This window comes from Streptomyces sp. NPDC000878, from assembly GCF_053599695.1.
On record NZ_JBSFMT010000071.1, the window covers coordinates 12,960 to 27,796 of the forward strand.

Annotated in this window: 12 protein-coding genes; 9 read left to right on the top strand and 3 right to left on the bottom strand. The window is 69.7% G+C overall.

Going from position 1 to position 14,837, the window contains the following annotated elements:
- The first annotated feature begins 196 nt into the window (after window positions 1-196).
- The 4 genes from ACWDR4_RS40145 (at window position 197) to ACWDR4_RS40160 (ending at window position 5,799) form a co-directional block, all read left to right on the top strand.
- Window positions 197-3,256: a BTAD domain-containing putative transcriptional regulator gene (locus ACWDR4_RS40145; RefSeq protein ID WP_450415895.1), complete on the top strand. Its 3,060-nt coding sequence runs from the start codon at window positions 197-199 to the stop codon at window positions 3,254-3,256.
- Entirely contained in the window at window positions 3,253-4,062 is an 810-nt protein-coding gene (locus ACWDR4_RS40150; RefSeq protein ID WP_450415897.1) for a prepilin peptidase, read from the top strand. The genes ACWDR4_RS40145 and ACWDR4_RS40150 overlap by 4 nt, the downstream gene beginning before the upstream one ends.
- A gap of 68 nt (window positions 4,063-4,130) precedes the next feature.
- Window positions 4,131-5,345, top strand: coding sequence for a cyclic dehypoxanthinyl futalosine synthase (gene mqnC, locus ACWDR4_RS40155; protein WP_450415899.1), 1,215 nt, complete (start codon window positions 4,131-4,133; stop codon window positions 5,343-5,345).
- 7 nt (window positions 5,346-5,352) lie between these two features.
- Entirely contained in the window at window positions 5,353-5,799 is a 447-nt protein-coding gene (locus ACWDR4_RS40160) for an imidazolonepropionase-like domain-containing protein (protein ID WP_450415900.1), read from the top strand.
- 87 nt (window positions 5,800-5,886) lie between these two features.
- Here the strand turns inward: ACWDR4_RS40160 and ACWDR4_RS40165 are convergent, their stop codons facing one another.
- Window positions 5,887-6,948, bottom strand: a complete 1,062-nt coding sequence (locus ACWDR4_RS40165) for a chitinase (protein ID WP_450415902.1) — start codon at window positions 6,946-6,948, stop codon at window positions 5,887-5,889.
- A gap of 445 nt (window positions 6,949-7,393) precedes the next feature.
- Here ACWDR4_RS40165 and ACWDR4_RS40170 point away from each other — a divergent pair, with 445 nt between their 5' ends.
- The 4 genes from ACWDR4_RS40170 (at window position 7,394) to ACWDR4_RS40185 (ending at window position 12,363) form a co-directional block, all read left to right on the top strand.
- Window positions 7,394-7,756, top strand: coding sequence for a hypothetical protein (locus ACWDR4_RS40170; protein WP_450415904.1), 363 nt, complete (start codon window positions 7,394-7,396; stop codon window positions 7,754-7,756).
- An 18-nt stretch (window positions 7,757-7,774) separates the two neighbouring features.
- A complete protein-coding gene (locus ACWDR4_RS40175) occupies window positions 7,775-10,237 on the top strand; it encodes a bifunctional polysaccharide deacetylase/glycosyltransferase family 2 protein (RefSeq protein WP_450415905.1) in 2,463 nt (820 codons plus the stop codon).
- Entirely contained in the window at window positions 10,237-11,517 is a 1,281-nt protein-coding gene (locus tag ACWDR4_RS40180; RefSeq protein ID WP_450415907.1) for an acyltransferase family protein, read from the top strand. The genes ACWDR4_RS40175 and ACWDR4_RS40180 overlap by 1 nt, the downstream gene beginning before the upstream one ends.
- Before the next feature lie 150 nt (window positions 11,518-11,667).
- The gene (locus ACWDR4_RS40185; RefSeq protein WP_450415908.1) at window positions 11,668-12,363 is read left to right on the top strand and encodes a demethylmenaquinone methyltransferase; all 696 of its coding nucleotides are present in this window, start codon (window positions 11,668-11,670) and stop codon (window positions 12,361-12,363) included.
- A gap of 72 nt (window positions 12,364-12,435) precedes the next feature.
- Here the strand turns inward: ACWDR4_RS40185 and ACWDR4_RS40190 are convergent, their stop codons facing one another.
- Entirely contained in the window at window positions 12,436-12,774 is a 339-nt protein-coding gene (locus ACWDR4_RS40190; protein ID WP_450415909.1) for a PASTA domain-containing protein, read from the bottom strand.
- A gap of 137 nt (window positions 12,775-12,911) precedes the next feature.
- A complete protein-coding gene (locus ACWDR4_RS40195) occupies window positions 12,912-13,418 on the bottom strand; it encodes a GNAT family N-acetyltransferase (protein ID WP_450415911.1) in 507 nt (168 codons plus the stop codon).
- Window positions 13,419-13,517: 99 nt separating this feature from the next.
- Between ACWDR4_RS40195 and ACWDR4_RS40200 the strand changes: the two genes are divergently transcribed.
- Window positions 13,518-14,801, top strand: a complete 1,284-nt coding sequence (locus ACWDR4_RS40200) for a geranylgeranyl reductase family protein (protein ID WP_189151773.1) — start codon at window positions 13,518-13,520, stop codon at window positions 14,799-14,801.
- Window positions 14,802-14,837: the final 36 nt, after the last annotated feature.

Consider the following 14,837-nt stretch of genomic DNA (forward strand, 5'->3'; position numbering starts at 1 on the left):
TGAGGAGTGTGTCGTGGCGGTTGCGAACGGTACGTGTGCCAGGCGCCGTCGGCACCCGGCGGCCACCCTCGACCCGGACTTCGCCCCACCGACCCTCACGTCCGAAATAAGATCCCGATAGGCTCAGCACACCCCCACGCCTCTCTCCGTACCCCACTCCACACTCCACACTCCACACGAACCCAGGACACCCGCCATGCCGCGACGCAGCACTTCAAGCCGGACGGGCAACCCGTCGGGAGGCCCGTCGGGCAGCCGGACGGGCGGTTCGCCCGAGCCGAGGAACCGGACGCCGCAGCCCCTGCCGAGGCGGCGGCGCAGTTTCGGTGACTTCGTCAAGGCGCTTCTCGCATTCGTCGCCCTCGCCGTCCTGCTCGTCGGGGTGCCCTACGCGCTCGCCCTGACCATCGGCTGGCCCTTCCCGGACGGGACCCCCTCCCTGGACTGGCTCCAGGAAGAGATCACGGTCAACACCTTCCTCGGTGTGCTCGGCGTCATCGTGTGGATCGCCTGGGCGCAGTTCACCGCGTGTGTGCTGGTCGAGATCAAGGCCGCGCTGTCCGGCGTCGGGATGCCGGGCCGGGTGCCCGGGGCCGGGCCCAGTCAGCTGCTCGCGCGGCAGCTCGTCGCCGCCCTGCTGCTGGTCGGAGCCACGGCCGCGTCCCTCACCCCCGGACTCTCGCAGCTCGGGCACAGCTACGACGACAACCAGCGGGGCACCGTTGCCTCCGCCCAGGCCACACCAGGCGGTTCACTGAGCGGGATCTTCGCGCAGCAGCAGGAGCAGGCGGCCACCACCGCCGCCGCCCTCGGTCAGCAGGCCGCTGACGCCGCCAGTCACGCGGAGGTCGGGGGACCCTCGGTCAAGGCCGGGGACACGAAGTACTACCGGATCCAGCCCCCCGAGGGCCGGCACCACGACTCCCTCTGGGAGATAGCCGAACGGCACCTCGGCGACGGACGCCGGTACGGCGAGATCTACCAGCTCAACAAGGACCGTGTGCAGCCCGACGGTTCACGGCTCTCCGAGGCCAGCCTCATCCGGCCCGGCTGGATCATGCAGATGCCCGGCGACGCCCGCGGCGGCGACCTCGTGGACATGTCCAGCACCGCTACTCCTGACGCCGGTTCCACCGTCTCCCCGCAGGTCGCGCAGCAGATCAACACCTACGCCCAGACCGGCGACCACGCCCAGGGCACCGGCGGCGGACAGCAGGGCGGCACCGCCTCCCTCGACACCAACACCACCCGCATCAGCATCCCCAAGCAGCAGAGCCCCACCGCGACCCCTGCCGTACATCACGAGCAGCCCGGGCAGCACGCAGCCGCGGAAACCGTCACCTCGGCCGAATCGTCCGACGCCGGTTTCTCCTTCGGCCTCCCCGAAGCCCTCGTCGGCGCCCCCCTCCTCGCCGCCGGTCTCCTCGGCGCCCTCGGCCGCCGGCGCCGCCAGGCCCTGTGGCAGTCGGCGCTCGGTGCGGTCGGCGGGCGGCGCGGTATGGAGCCGCCCACACCGACCGGCGCCGCCGCCGACGCCCAGGACGCCCTCCTCATCGGCGCCGACCCCGAAGGCGTACGCCTGCTCGACCGCTCCCTCCGTGGCCTCGCGGCCTCCCTCGCCGGTGAGTCCCGCCCCCTGCCCACCGTCTACGCCGCCTGGCTCAGCAACGGTGACCTGCACCTCCAGCTCGCCCAGCCCGCCGGAAAGCCCCCGGCCCCCTGGCAGCTCGGCCAGGACCAGACCTTCTGGCTGCTCTCCCGGACCGACGCCGAGCGGTACGAGGACGTCGACACCGCCGCTCCCTACCCGGGGCTCGTCAGCCTCGGCACGATGGACGACTCACGTCTGCTCCTCAATCTGGAGTCGGTCCCCGGCATCGTCTCGCTCAGCGGCAGCGAGTCCGACCGGGCCGCCGTATTCGCCTCCGTCGCCGCCGAGTTGGCCACCAACGGCTGGTCGGACCGCATGACCATCACCCTCGTCGGATTCGGCCAGGACCTCACCCCTCTCGCCCCCAACCGGCTGCGCCACCTCGACGACATCGAGGCCCTGGTGGAGACCATGGAGGCCGAGACCCGGCAGCGGCGCGGTGCCTTGGGCGCCGCCGGTCACGACTCGGTCCTCACCGGTCGTACGGGGCCTGCCCAGCACACCCGTTGGGCCCCGCACCTCGTCCTCCTCGCCGCCGAACCCTCCGCCGACGACGCCGTCAAGCTCGCCGAACTCGCCGCCGACGCAAGCCGGTTGGGCATCGGATACCTCGTCGGCACCGACAGCGGTGATCTGCCCGGCGCCGCCTGGGAGATGGAGATCACCAGCGAGGGCAAGCTCCTCGCGCCCCTCCTGGGCCTCGAACTCGACGCCCAGACCCTCCCCGTCGCCCAACAGCGCGCGATCGTCGAGCTGTTCGTCGACGCCGACCCCGAACACGCCCCGGACGGACCGGCGCCGACACCCCCCTTCCTCGTCGACATCAGCGAGCAGGGACGGCCCGCGGTGTACGCCCGGCTCGTGGGCCCGTACGAGATCATCGGCCTCGACACTCCCGACGGGGAGCGCAGCCCGCTCCAACACGAGGCGCTCGCCCTGCTGTTGCTGCACCGCGAGGGCGTGCACCCGCGCGTGCTCGCCTCCGCGCTCTGGCCGCGCGGCGTCACCGACGACGTACGCGAGGCCCTCCTCGACCGGCTGCGCGTCTGGCTCGGCACCGACCCCGACGGCACCCCTCGTCTCGCCACCGACGCCAACGGGCGGCTCACGCTCGCCAAGTCGGTCGTGTCCGACCTCGACGTGCTGCGCTCGCTCTACCACGAGGGCACGCAGGGCAGGGGCGCCGACAGCCGGGTCGTACGCGGGCGGCTGCTCACCGACGCGCTCGCGCTCGTACGCGGGCCGCTGCTCGCCGACCGTCCCGAGGGCCGCTACGGCTGGCTCTCGCACGAGATCATCGACGCCCAACTCCCGCTCCTTGTCGCGGACATCGGGCTCGCGCTCTCCGAGTTCCACCTGGTCAAGAACCGCGCCGAGCGGGCCATCGAGGCGCTCGACGCCGCGCTCAACTCCGCCCCCGGCGACGAGCGGCTGTGGCACGAACTCCTGCGCGCCACCCACACCACCGGCGACACGGACAAGCTCCAGCAGGTCGCCGCCGACCTGATCCGCCGCAGCGGCGCCCGCGGCCTGCCGCCGCGCACCGAGGCACTCCTCGACGAACTGCTGCCGACGTGGCGCGACGGCACAGCGGCAGTGGGATGAGCGTCGACCAACTGCTCGTTGCGGTCGCCGCGTTGTGGGGCGCGGCGGCCGGGACCCTCGTGCCCCGCGCCGCCTACCGGTTCTCGGTCCCGCCCGAGGAGCCCTGGCGGGACAGCTGTCCGCAAGGGCACCCCCTGGGCGGCTGGCTGGGCCTGTCCCGGTGCACGGCCTGCGCCGGTGGTACGGCGGAGAGGCCGGCCGGGGACGCGGGGCACCTCGCACCCGGCGCGGCAGGCCCCTCGTACGACCGAAGTCAGTCGTCCTACGGCCCCAGCACCCCCCTCCTCGCCCTCGCCACCGCACTCGTCTGTGCCGCGCTCGCCGTCGCGACCGGCACCCGGCCCGAGCTGGGGGCCTGGCTGCTGCTCGCGCCCGTCGGGGTGCTGCTCGCGGTCGTGGACTTCCGGGTGCAGCGGCTGCCCGATCTGCTGACCCTTCCGCTGGCCGCCGCCGCCCTCGTCCTGCTGGGCGTGGCCGCGCTGCTGCCCGAACACGCGGGCGACTGGCTCACCGCGCTCCTCGGGGCGCTGGTGCTGGGGGGCGCCTACTTCGTGCTCTTCCTCATCAGCCCCAACGGCATGGGCTTCGGCGATGTGAAGCTCGCCCTGGGGCTGGGGGCCGTCCTTGGCTGGTACGGCTGGGGGAGTGTCGTGCTCGGCACCTTCGCCGGGTTCTTGTTCGGAGGCCTGTACGGGCTCGCCCTGGTCGTCGCCCGGCGGGCGGGCCGCCGTACGTCGATCCCCTTCGGCCCGTTCCTGATCGCGGGCGCCTTCGTCGGGCTGCTGATCGGCGCGTACGCGGCCTGACGTGAGGCCCGGCAGGGCGCTGACGTAGGCTGGAGCGGTCCGCCCCACCCCTGCCGAAGGGACGCCCGGTGACCGAGAACGCCGACCTTGTGCCGTTTGATGTCACAGCCGTCCTCGACCGTGCCGCCGCGGGCGGGCGGATCACCCCCGAAGAGGCGCTCCACCTCTACCGCGACGCCCCGCTGCACGCGCTCGGCTCGGCCGCCGACGCCGTACGCCGCCGCAGGTACGCGGGTACGGAGCACATCGCGACGTACATCATCGAGCGCAACATCAACTACACGAACGTCTGCGTGACGGCGTGCAAGTTCTGCGCCTTCTACGCCGCCCCCAAGGACAAGGCCAAGGGCTGGACCCGCGACCTCGACGACATCCTGCGCCGCTGCGCGGAGACCGTCGAACTCGGCGGTACGCAGATCATGTTCCAGGGCGGTCACCACCCGGACTACGGCGTCGAGTACTACGAGAAGCACTTCGCCGCGATCAAGGCCGAGTACCCGCAGCTCGTCATCCACAGCCTGGGGGCGAGCGAGGTCGAGCACATGGCTCGGATCTCGAAGGTGTCGGTCGAGGAGGCGATCACCCGTATCCACGCGGCCGGTCTCGACTCCTTCGCGGGCGCCGGCGCGGAACTCCTCCCCGCGCGCCCCCGCAAGGCCATCGCGCCCCTCAAGGAGTCCGGCGAGCGCTGGCTGGAGATCATGGAGACCGCGCACGGGCTGGGCGTCGAGTCGACGTCAACCATGCTCATGGGCACCGGCGAGACCAACGCCGAGCGCATCGAGCACCTGCGCATGATTCGTGACGTACAGGACCGGACGGGCGGCTTCCGCGCCTTCATCCCGTACACCTACCAGCCCGAGAACAACCACCTCAAGGGCCGTACGCAGGCCACGATCTTCGAGTACCTGCGCATGATCGCCATCGCCCGGCTCTTCATGGACAACATCGCCCACATCCAGGGCTCGTGGCTCACCACGGGCAAGGAGGCCGGGCAACTGTCCCTGCACTACGGCGCGGACGACCTCGGCTCGATCATGCTGGAGGAGAACGTCGTCTCCAGCGCCGGCGCCAAGCACCGCTCCAACCGTATGGAGATCATCGACCTGATCCGCAAGGCGGGCCGCGTCCCCGCCCAGCGGACCACGACGTACGAGCACATCGTCGTCCACGACGACCCGGCGAACGACCCGGTCGACGAGCGCGTCATGTCCCACATCTCGTCCACCGCGATCGAGGGCGGCACGGCCCACCCCGAACTGAAGCTCCTCACCAGCAACTGACTTCCCTGTGCTGACGATTCACGCCGCCGACGAGGTACGTACGTCCTGGGACGCGGAGCCGCTGAAGGACGCCGCCGTCGTGGTCGACGGCACGAGGATCGCCGCCGTGGGCCCGCTCGTGGAGCTGGCGGAGCGGTTCCCGGGGGCGAGAGTCCGGCAATGGCCCGGCACTCTGGGCCCCGGCCTGGTCCACGAGGGGCCGTTGCCGGATGCCCCGACCCCGCGAGAGCGCGTGCACGCGCTGCTCAAGGGAGGCGCGGTGGCGGTCATAGAGGCATACGCCACCTCATCTGACCTCCGGTCAGCGGCTGCCCGCAACGAGGTCCTCGTACTCCGGCAAACGCGAACTCCGGCAATCGCAGAGGGCGAGCGAGCGGACCTGGCGGTGTTCGACGAGGCTGGGCAGTGCATGGCAACGGTATGCGCAGGCCGCCTGATCCACAGACGCCGGTGAGCTGTCGCTTTTAGGGGCGCGGGGAACTGCGCGACAAGCCCCCACACACCCGCACGCGACAAACCACCGAAAGCCCCTCACCTCACCTCACCCCGAAAACGCCACCCCAAAAGCCCCCGCATCCTGAGAAACCCCACTGCAATTCGTCGCGGCATCATCGGACGCCGAAACCCCGTCCTCACACTCCTGATCCCGAAACGTCGACCACATAGACACCCACGCAACCCCCTTCCCCTCCGCGAACGCCCGCACCTCCGCCGCATCCGCCAACGAAAACGTCTCATTGTCGACGTCGTTCACCCCGATCATCGACGTCAACGCCATCCCCTTCCACGCCCCCTCGTCCGACAACCCGAAGATGTCGGCGAGCTGATCATGCGTGGCCGTCGCGGACGTGATCGCGTACTGCCCCATGTCGTCGGTGTACTCACTCCCGTAGTTCATCGTCATGATGTTGACGGTGGACACCTGCACGGAGTTGTTGTTGGCCGAGTCGAGCAGGGACACGCTGTCGTCGTCGAGGCCGCTCGGCATGACGGGCAGCGTGAAGGAGACGCTGACGTCGCTCCGCTCCTTCTGCAGCAGAGCGATCGCCTTCGACCGCAGCTCGACCGAGTCGGAGTCGGTGAGCGCGTCCCCCTCGACGTCGAAGTCGGCCTGGGTCGAACCGGCCGCGTCCAGGGCCGCCCCATAGGCCTCCGCCAGCGCGGACGCACTGTCACACACCTCCGCCAGCTCCTTGCCGGAGGCGCCGCCGAAGGAGACGCGGACCGAGCCGCCGCTCGCCGTGAGCTTCGCTATGCGGGACTTGACGGCCGAGTCGCCGATGGCCGTCGTACCGTTCCACTTCGGCGTACAGGTCGTACCGTCCGAGATCACGAACGCGAGGTTGTACGTCGACGGCGAGCCCGCGCTGTCGTTGTCGTTCGCCTCGGTGGCACTGACGTACGGGGCGAACGCGGTCGCCGAGGCCGCGCTCTCGGAGGCCGAGGCGCTCGGCGAGGCCTGTTTGGAAGCGGTCTCGGAGGGGGCCTCGGACGCGGTGTCGGAGCCGCTGTCCGCGTCGCCGTCCGAGCCCGATGAGCACCCGGCGCAGGTCAGTGCCACCAGACATGTGAATCCGGCGGCCGGCCTCAGAAAACGCCTCATCGCGTATGCACCCGCTTTCGTGATTTCCGTCTCAGGAAGGAATCGTCTCAGGATGGAAACAAAGTGTGTTTCCGAAGTGGACCCGGAGTGGAAAGGTCTCACACGAGGCTGTCCTTCATGAGGGCCATGAACGCACAGCGGGCTCATGGACAGTGCACCGTGAAGGGCGCGAATGGGGCAAGTAAGCAGGACAATCGGCCCCTTTCCATCGGGGGCGGGTTGCGCAGGCTTCCGGGGAATCTCTCAGAGGATGCACAGGTTAAGGAGTTTCTCATGGGCGTCTCACATGAGAACCAGAGTTTCAGTCACATAAACGCCTCCTAATGTCCGGGGAATGCATTCCGAGCCTGCCATCGAAAACCGTGCCGCCGGCCGCGGCCGTCGCCGTAAGAGCGGCAACGGATCCGACGGGTCCAACGGATCCAACGGGTCCGCGGAAGGTCCCGTGTTCGTTGACAACTCCGGCCGCCGGGCGAAGCTGCTCCGCCGGTTCGGCACGTTCGTCGGTGTCGTCTGCCTTGGGTATGCCGTCGTGCTCGGCATGGCCTTCATGGGCTGGGGCACGTCGCTCACCCCGTCCTCGCTGCTGCCCTTCGGGGGCGGCGGCCCCGGCGGCAGCCAGGGACCGGGCGGCAACCAGCAGCCGCAGGGCGGCATCGGAGCGGCCCCGACGGGCGCTCCCACCGGAGCCGCCACCCCGCCCGCCAGGCCCTCCGGCACCCCGCCGGCGGGCGTTGCCACGGGCGAGCCGCCCGCTACGGCACCGACCGCGACCGCCACCGCGTCCGCCTCCGCGGCCGCCAACTGACCGGAACGCAGCCACCACATGACTACGACGACCACCTCGCGCGGCCGTAGGCGCGCCCCCTCGAAGGTGCAGCGGGCCGCAGGCAAGGCCGCGGCGCTGCAGAAACCGCGAGTCATCCTCGCCATGCTGCTCCTGCTCGCGCTGACCAGCGTGATGCTGCTCGACGGCTATCTGCGCGCGGAGGTCGGCGGCGACCAGCGCGTACGCAGCGGGGCCAGTTCGAGCGACGTCCCCGACAAGGTCATCGACGGCGGGCCGATCCTCAGCTTCCGCAACGGACAGGCCGTGAGCCAGTCCGTGCCGGACAAGACCATCGCGCTCACCTTCGACGACGGCCCGAACCCGACCTGGACGCCCCAGATCCTGGAGATCCTGGAGGAGTACGACATCCCCGCCACGTTCTTCGTGGTCGGCTCGATGGTGTCGCGCTACCCGAGCATCGTGAAGACGATGGTCGAGGACGGCAACGAGATCGGCATCCACACCTTCACGCACGTCGACCTCTCCTACCAGAGCGACGCCCGCGTCAACCGCGAGATGCAGCAGACGCAGCTCGCCCTGGCGGGCGCGGCCGGCATCACGACGACGCTGTTCCGGGCGCCGTACTCGTCGGAGGCGGACGCCATCGACAACTACAGCTGGCCCGTCTACAAGAAGCTCGGCGAGGAGGGCTACACCAGCGTCTTCGTCGACACCGACAGCGACGACTGGAAGCGCCCCGGCGTCTCGAAGATCATCAAGTGGGCCACGCCGGAGGACGGCGCGGGCGCCTCGGTGCTCTTCCACGACGCCGGCGGTGAGCGCTCGCAGACGATCAAGGCGCTGCCGACGTACATCAAGAAGATGAAGGCGGCGGGCTACACCTTCACCACCATCAGCGGCGCGATCCAGCAGGAGCAGTCGAGCGCGCAGCAGGCGGCCACCGGTACGGGCACGGGCACCGGCTCGGAGGCCAGCGCGAGCCCCAGCGCCAGTGCCACCGCGGGCACGGACACCGCCACGACCGCTCCGGGCACCGCCGAGGGCCAGCAGCCCGGCGGGGCGCCGGCCGGCCAGCAGGGCAACGGGCAGCAGCAGGGCAACGGGCAGCCCGGCACGGGGCAGCAGGGCAACGGGCAGCAGGGCAGCGGCCCGGGAGGCGAGGGGACGACGAACCTCCTCCAGGCCGCCCACCGCACCGCCACCGGCGCGACCCTCTACGAGGGCAAGGCCCTCATCGCGGCCGTCGCCGTCGCCGAATGGGCCGTACCGGGCCTCGCGACCGGCCTCGCCGTCGTCGGCTTCGCCGTGATGGGCCGGTTCGGGATGATGCTGATCCTCGCCCGCCGCCACTACCGCCAACGCAACCGGAAACGCGGCAAGGGCGGGAAGTTCAGCTGGGGACCGACGGTCACCAGGCCGGTGACCGTGATCGTGCCCGCGTACAACGAGAAGGAGTGCATCGCCAACACCCTTGAGTCGTTGGCGAAGAGCACCCACCCGATCGAGATCATCGTCGTCGACGACGGCTCGGACGACAACACGTCCCAGATCGCGCGCGACGCGGCCCTCTCCTTCGGCATGACGAACGTCCGGGTCATCCGCCAGGAGAACGCGGGCAAGCCGGCCGCCCTCAACAACGGTGTCCGCAGCGCCAGTTACGACATCGTCGTGATGATGGACGGCGACACCGTCTTCGAACCGGACGCCGTGCACCAGCTCGTCCAGCCCTTCGCCGACCCCGAGGTCGGGGCGGTCGCGGGCAACGCCAAGGTCGGCAACCGCAACACGATCATCGGCGCCTGGCAGCACATCGAGTACGTGATGGGCTTCAACCTCGACCGCCGTATGTACGACCTGCTGCGCTGCATGCCCACCATCCCCGGCGCGATCGGCGCGTTCCGCCGCGACGCGGTCCTGGAGGTCGGCGGCATGAGCGAGGACACGCTCGCCGAGGACACCGACATCACCATCGCGATGCACCGCGCGGGCTGGCGGGTCGTCTACCAGGAGCACGCCCGGGCCTGGACGGAGGCGCCCGCCTCGCTCAAGCAGCTGTGGAGCCAGCGCTACCGCTGGTCGTACGGCACCATGCAGGCCCTCTGGAAGCACCGCAAGTCCCTTACGGACAAGGGTCCTTCGGGCCGCTTCGGCCGCGTGGGCATGCCCCTGGTGGTCATCTTCCAGATCATCACGCCGATCTTCGCCCCGCTGATCGACGTCTTCACCGCCTACTCGATGATCTTCATCGACTTCCAGGCGGCCCTGTTGGCCTGGCTGGCGGTGCTCGGCATCCAACTCGTGTGCGCGGCCTACGCGTTCCACCTGGACCGGGAGAAGTACCGGTACCTCCTCATGATGCCGCTGCAGCAACTGGCGTACCGCCAGATGATGTACCTCGTCCTGATCCACTCCTCCATCACCGCCCTCACCGGCGGCCGACTGCGCTGGCAGAAACTGAAGCGCACCGGCGAGGTAGGCACCCCGGCGGGGGCGAGCTGATGAGCTGGGGGACGGATCAGCAGGGCTACGGCAACAACAACTATGGCTACGAGTACGGGCAACAGCCGTACCCGCAGGAACCGTACCCCCAGCAGTACGTCGATTATGGCCAGGTCGACTACGACCAAGTCGGCTATGGGCAGCAGGAGTACGTGACGCCCGACGCCAACGACACCAAGGAGACGGAACTTCCGGAGACGGCTCTTCCCGAGTCCGAGCCCGAACTCCCCCCGAAGGCGAGGAAACCGGCGGGCCGCGACCGCTACTTCGACACCCTGCGCGCCGTAGCCCTCGTCCGCGTCGTCACGTACCACACCTTCGGGTGGGCCTGGGCAGGCATGGTGTTCCCGTCCATGGGGATCATGTTCGCCCTGGCCGGCACGCTGATGGCGAAGTCCCTGGAACGCCCGGCCCTCAAGGTGATCAGGAGCCGGGTCCGCCGGCTCCTGCCCCCCTTCTGGTTCTGGGGCTTCTTCGTGATCGTCGCGATGATGGTCCACGGCTGGATGCCGGGCTGGCAGATCGTCTTCTGGGTCGTGCCGCTCGGCGACCCGCCCGGCAACGCCTGGGGCCAGCAGGCCTGGGAGATTCTCTGGTACCTGCGCACGTACCTCTGGTTCGTCCTGCTGTCTCCGGTGCTGCTGAGGGCGTTCCGGCTGGCCCCGGTGGCCGTACTGCTCCTCTCCCTGGCCCCGATCGTGGTGTTCCACAACTTCTGGGAGCCCCCGGACAACCGCTTCGGCAGCGCCCTCACCGACCTGGCCACCTTCCTCTTCTGCTGGATGCTCGGCTTCGCGCACCGCGAGGGCGTCCTGCAACGGCTCAAGCCGGCGCTGGTGGTCCTCCTCTCGCTCGCCGCCATAGGCTTCGGCGGCTGGTACGCCTTCACCCACCAGGCCGAGACGGGTTCCTACGACCTCGACGACATCCCGCTCGCGCAGGCGTTCTGGTCGGCGGGCTTCGTGACGCTGCTGATGTACGCGAAGGCCCACTTCGAGATCGACTTCGCCGGGCTCACCCGCTTCAAGCGGCTCGACCGGATCGTGACGATCTTCAACGCGCGCGCCGTCACCCTCTACCTCTGGCACGAGATCGCGCTGATCCTGGCCGTCCCGCTGATCGACCAGTTCTGGAACATCCCGGCCTTCGAGACGTACCTGCCGCTGGACAGCCAGTGGTTCATGTTCGGCGTCGGCTGGATCCTGATCGCCGTGTTCATCCTGCTCTGCGGCTGGGTGGAGGACGTGGCGGGCAAGAAGAAACCGAGACTGCTGCCGTAGGCGTCCGGGTGGTGCGGCGATGCGGCGGTACGAGGGTCACGGGCCGGGCGGCTTCAGGCACGCCCGGCCCGCGCCTGTACGCCTGCCTGTGGCCGTGCCCACGCCCGTGCCGCCGGGAGGCCGTGAGGTACGTACTGCCACAATGGGCACGTGACCCGCGCATCCCTGAACAAGCAGCCGCACGAAGTCGCCTCGATGTTCGACGACGTGGCGGAACGGTACGACCTCACGAACGACGTGCTGTCGCTCGGCCAGGACCGCGTGTGGCGCAAGGAGGTCGCGAAGGCGGTCGACGCCCGCCCGGCGCAGAAGATCCTCGACCTGGCCGCCGGTACGGCCACCTCCTCCCTCCCCTTCGCCCGCACGGGCGCGTACGTCGTCCCCTGCGACTTCTCCCTGGGGATGCTCAGGGTCGGCAAGCGCAACCACCCCTGGCTGCCCTTCACGGCGGGCGACGCCACGAAGCTGCCCTTCAAGGACGACACCTTCGACGCGGTGACGATCTCCTTCGGGCTGCGCAACGTCCAGGACACCGACGCGGCGCTGCGCGAGCTGTACCGGGTCACGCGCCCCGGCGGACGGGTCGTGATCTGCGAGTTCTCCCACCCGACCTGGACGCCCTTCCGCACGGTGTACACGGAGTACCTGATGCGCGCCCTGCCCCCGGTCGCCCGCGCGGTCTCCTCGAACCCCGACGCGTACGTCTACCTCGCCGAGTCCATCCGCGCCTGGCCCGACCAGCCGGCCCTGGCCGAACTGCTGCGCGGCGCGGGCTGGTCGAAGGTGGCCTGGCGCAATCTGACGGGCGGCGTCGTGGCCCTGCACCGAGGCTTCAAGCAGCCGTAGCCGAGCTGTAGCCGCCGTCGAGCCGTAGCCGTCGCTGCCGCACAGGTGCCGGCCGGTCACCTGATCTCTTGATCACCTGATCACCTCGAACGGGTCCCTGGGCCGGGAGTGTTCGAGTTCCAGCCCACCTCTGGGTGGCTTCGGCACGCGCGGCTCACGCACCCCCGCGCCCCCGCCGCCCTCTCCCTCCCCGAAGTCGAACCACACGGTGACGACGGCACCGCGCGGTATCTCGACCCCGGGCAGCGGGTACTGCCGTACGACGTAGTCGACGACGGTGACATGGAACTCGGGCCGGTCGGGCGCGGCAAGCAGCACCCCGTGTGCCCTGGCCCTCTCACGCGCGTCCATGGCCATCAGGCCGATGAGCCTCGGTACGCGCGCCTCGGGCGTGTTGGGTGTTGTGCGCACAGACGTCACCCCCAGCGGTACCGGCAGAGTAACCCCGGCCGAGTACCGCCCGGAAGCGCTAAGTATTTTTCTGCGCCAAATAACTACCGTGCGTCACGAATTGGGATCTCCATCGGGAACAAAACGGCTGAAGTCGGTCAGAGGTCGAGTCGATAGCAGTGCCCCTGCTTCTCCGACGCCGGCGTCGTGAAGACCTCTTCGAGCCGCATGCCCAGCCGCCGGGTGACCGCGATGGACCGCTCGTTCTGGGCGAGGACCATCGCGACCACGCTGGGCACGCCTGCCGCACGCACCCGGTCCAGCGTCAGTTCGGCCGCCGCGGTGGCGTACCCCTTGCCCCAGTGGGCCCGTCCGAGCCGCCAGCCGATCTCGATCTCGCCCTTGGGACCCCAGTCCTGCGGCCACGGCTGGGCGCCCGTGAAGCCGATGACCTGGTCCGACTCGTCGAGCATGGTCCAGAAGCAGAACCCGTACTCGGCGTCGTGCCGGCGCTGGCGCGCGGTGAGTTCCTCGTAGACGGACAGCTCCGCCGATCTGCCCCCGTGGAACTCCATGACATCGGGGTCGTCGAAGACGCGGTGCCAGGCGAAGGCGTCCTCGTCGGTGGGAACACGCAGGCGTACTACGGGGAGCGCTCGGTTCACGGGGCAGCCCTTCAGCCGGGTGATCAGTACTGCTGAATAGACTGCCCATGTCCAGTGCCGGTCGGCACACAGATTTGAGAGTCTTGGGGAGAACCCGCCGTGACCGAGCCCCTCTCCGAAAACACCGCCGATGTCATCGTGGTCGGGGCCGGGCCAGCCGGTTCCACCACCGCCTACTACCTGGCGAAGGCCGGACTCGACGTGCTGCTGCTGGAGAAGACCAGCTTCCCGCGCGAAAAGGTGTGCGGCGACGGCCTGACGCCCCGGGCGACCAAGCAGCTCGTCGCGATGGGCATCGACATCTCCGAAGAAGCCGGCTGGCTGCGGAACAAGGGCCTCCGCATCATCGGCGGCGGCGTCCGCCTCCAGCTCGACTGGCCGGAACTCGCCTCCTTCCCCGACTACGGCCTCGTCCGCAAGCGCGACGACTTCGACGAGCAACTCGCCCGCCAGGCCCAGAAAGCGGGCGCGCGCCTGTACGAGCGCTGCAACGTCGGCGCCCCGATCACCGACGACCGCACCGGCCGTATCACCGGCGTGCACGCGAAACTCGGCGAGGACAAACGCGAGGTCACCTTCCACGCCCCGCTGGTGGTCGCCGCCGACGGCAACTCCACCCGCCTCTCCCTGGCGATGGGCCTGCACCGCCGCGAGGACCGCCCGATGGGCGTCGCGGTCCGTACGTACTTCACCTCCCCGCGCCACGAGGACGACTACCTGGAGTCCTGGCTGGAACTCTGGGACCGGCGAGGCGCCGAGGACCGCCTGCTCCCCGGCTACGGCTGGATCTTCGGCATGGGCGACGGCACGTCCAACGTCGGCCTCGGGGTGCTCAACACCTCGGACTCCTTCAAGGAACTCGACTGGCGCGAGGTCCTGAAGGCCTGGTGCGCGTCAATGCCGGAGGACTGGGGCTACACCCCCGACAACATGACCGGCCCGATCCGTGGCGCCGCCCTCCCCATGGCCTTCAACCGGCAGCCCCACTACACGAAGGGCCTGCTGCTCGTCGGCGACGCCGGCGGCCTGGTGAACCCCTTCAACGGCGAGGGCATCGCCTACGCCATGGAGTCCGGCCAGATCGCCGCCGACGTCATCGTCCAGGCCCACGCGCGGGCCACCCCGGCCCAGCGGGAGATCGCCCTCCAGCGCTACCCGCGCGTGCTCAAGGACACCTACGGCGGCTACTACACGCTGGGCCGCGCCTTCGTGAAGCTCATCGGCAACCCGAAGGTCATGAAGATCGCGGCCGAACGCGGCCTGACCCACCCCCTGTTGATGAAGTTCACCCTGAAGATGCTGGCCAACCTCACCGACCCGACGGGCGGCGACGCGATGGACCGCATCATCAACGGCCTGAGCAAGGTGGCCCCGAAGGCATGACCGGCAGAGGTTCCTTCAGCAGGCGAGGCCCTCTCG

Coding starts and splice junctions, on each gene's coding strand:
- ACWDR4_RS40145 (WP_450415895.1), top strand. CDS start 197: ATGCCGCGACGCAGCACTTCAAGCCGGACGGGCAACCCGTCGGGAGGC.
- ACWDR4_RS40165 (WP_450415902.1), bottom strand. CDS start 6,948: ATGAGGCGTTTTCTGAGGCCGGCCGCCGGATTCACATGTCTGGTGGCA.
- ACWDR4_RS40150 (WP_450415897.1), top strand. CDS start 3,253: ATGAGCGTCGACCAACTGCTCGTTGCGGTCGCCGCGTTGTGGGGCGCG.
- ACWDR4_RS40175 (WP_450415905.1), top strand. CDS start 7,775: ATGACTACGACGACCACCTCGCGCGGCCGTAGGCGCGCCCCCTCGAAG.
- ACWDR4_RS40180 (WP_450415907.1), top strand. CDS start 10,237: ATGAGCTGGGGGACGGATCAGCAGGGCTACGGCAACAACAACTATGGC.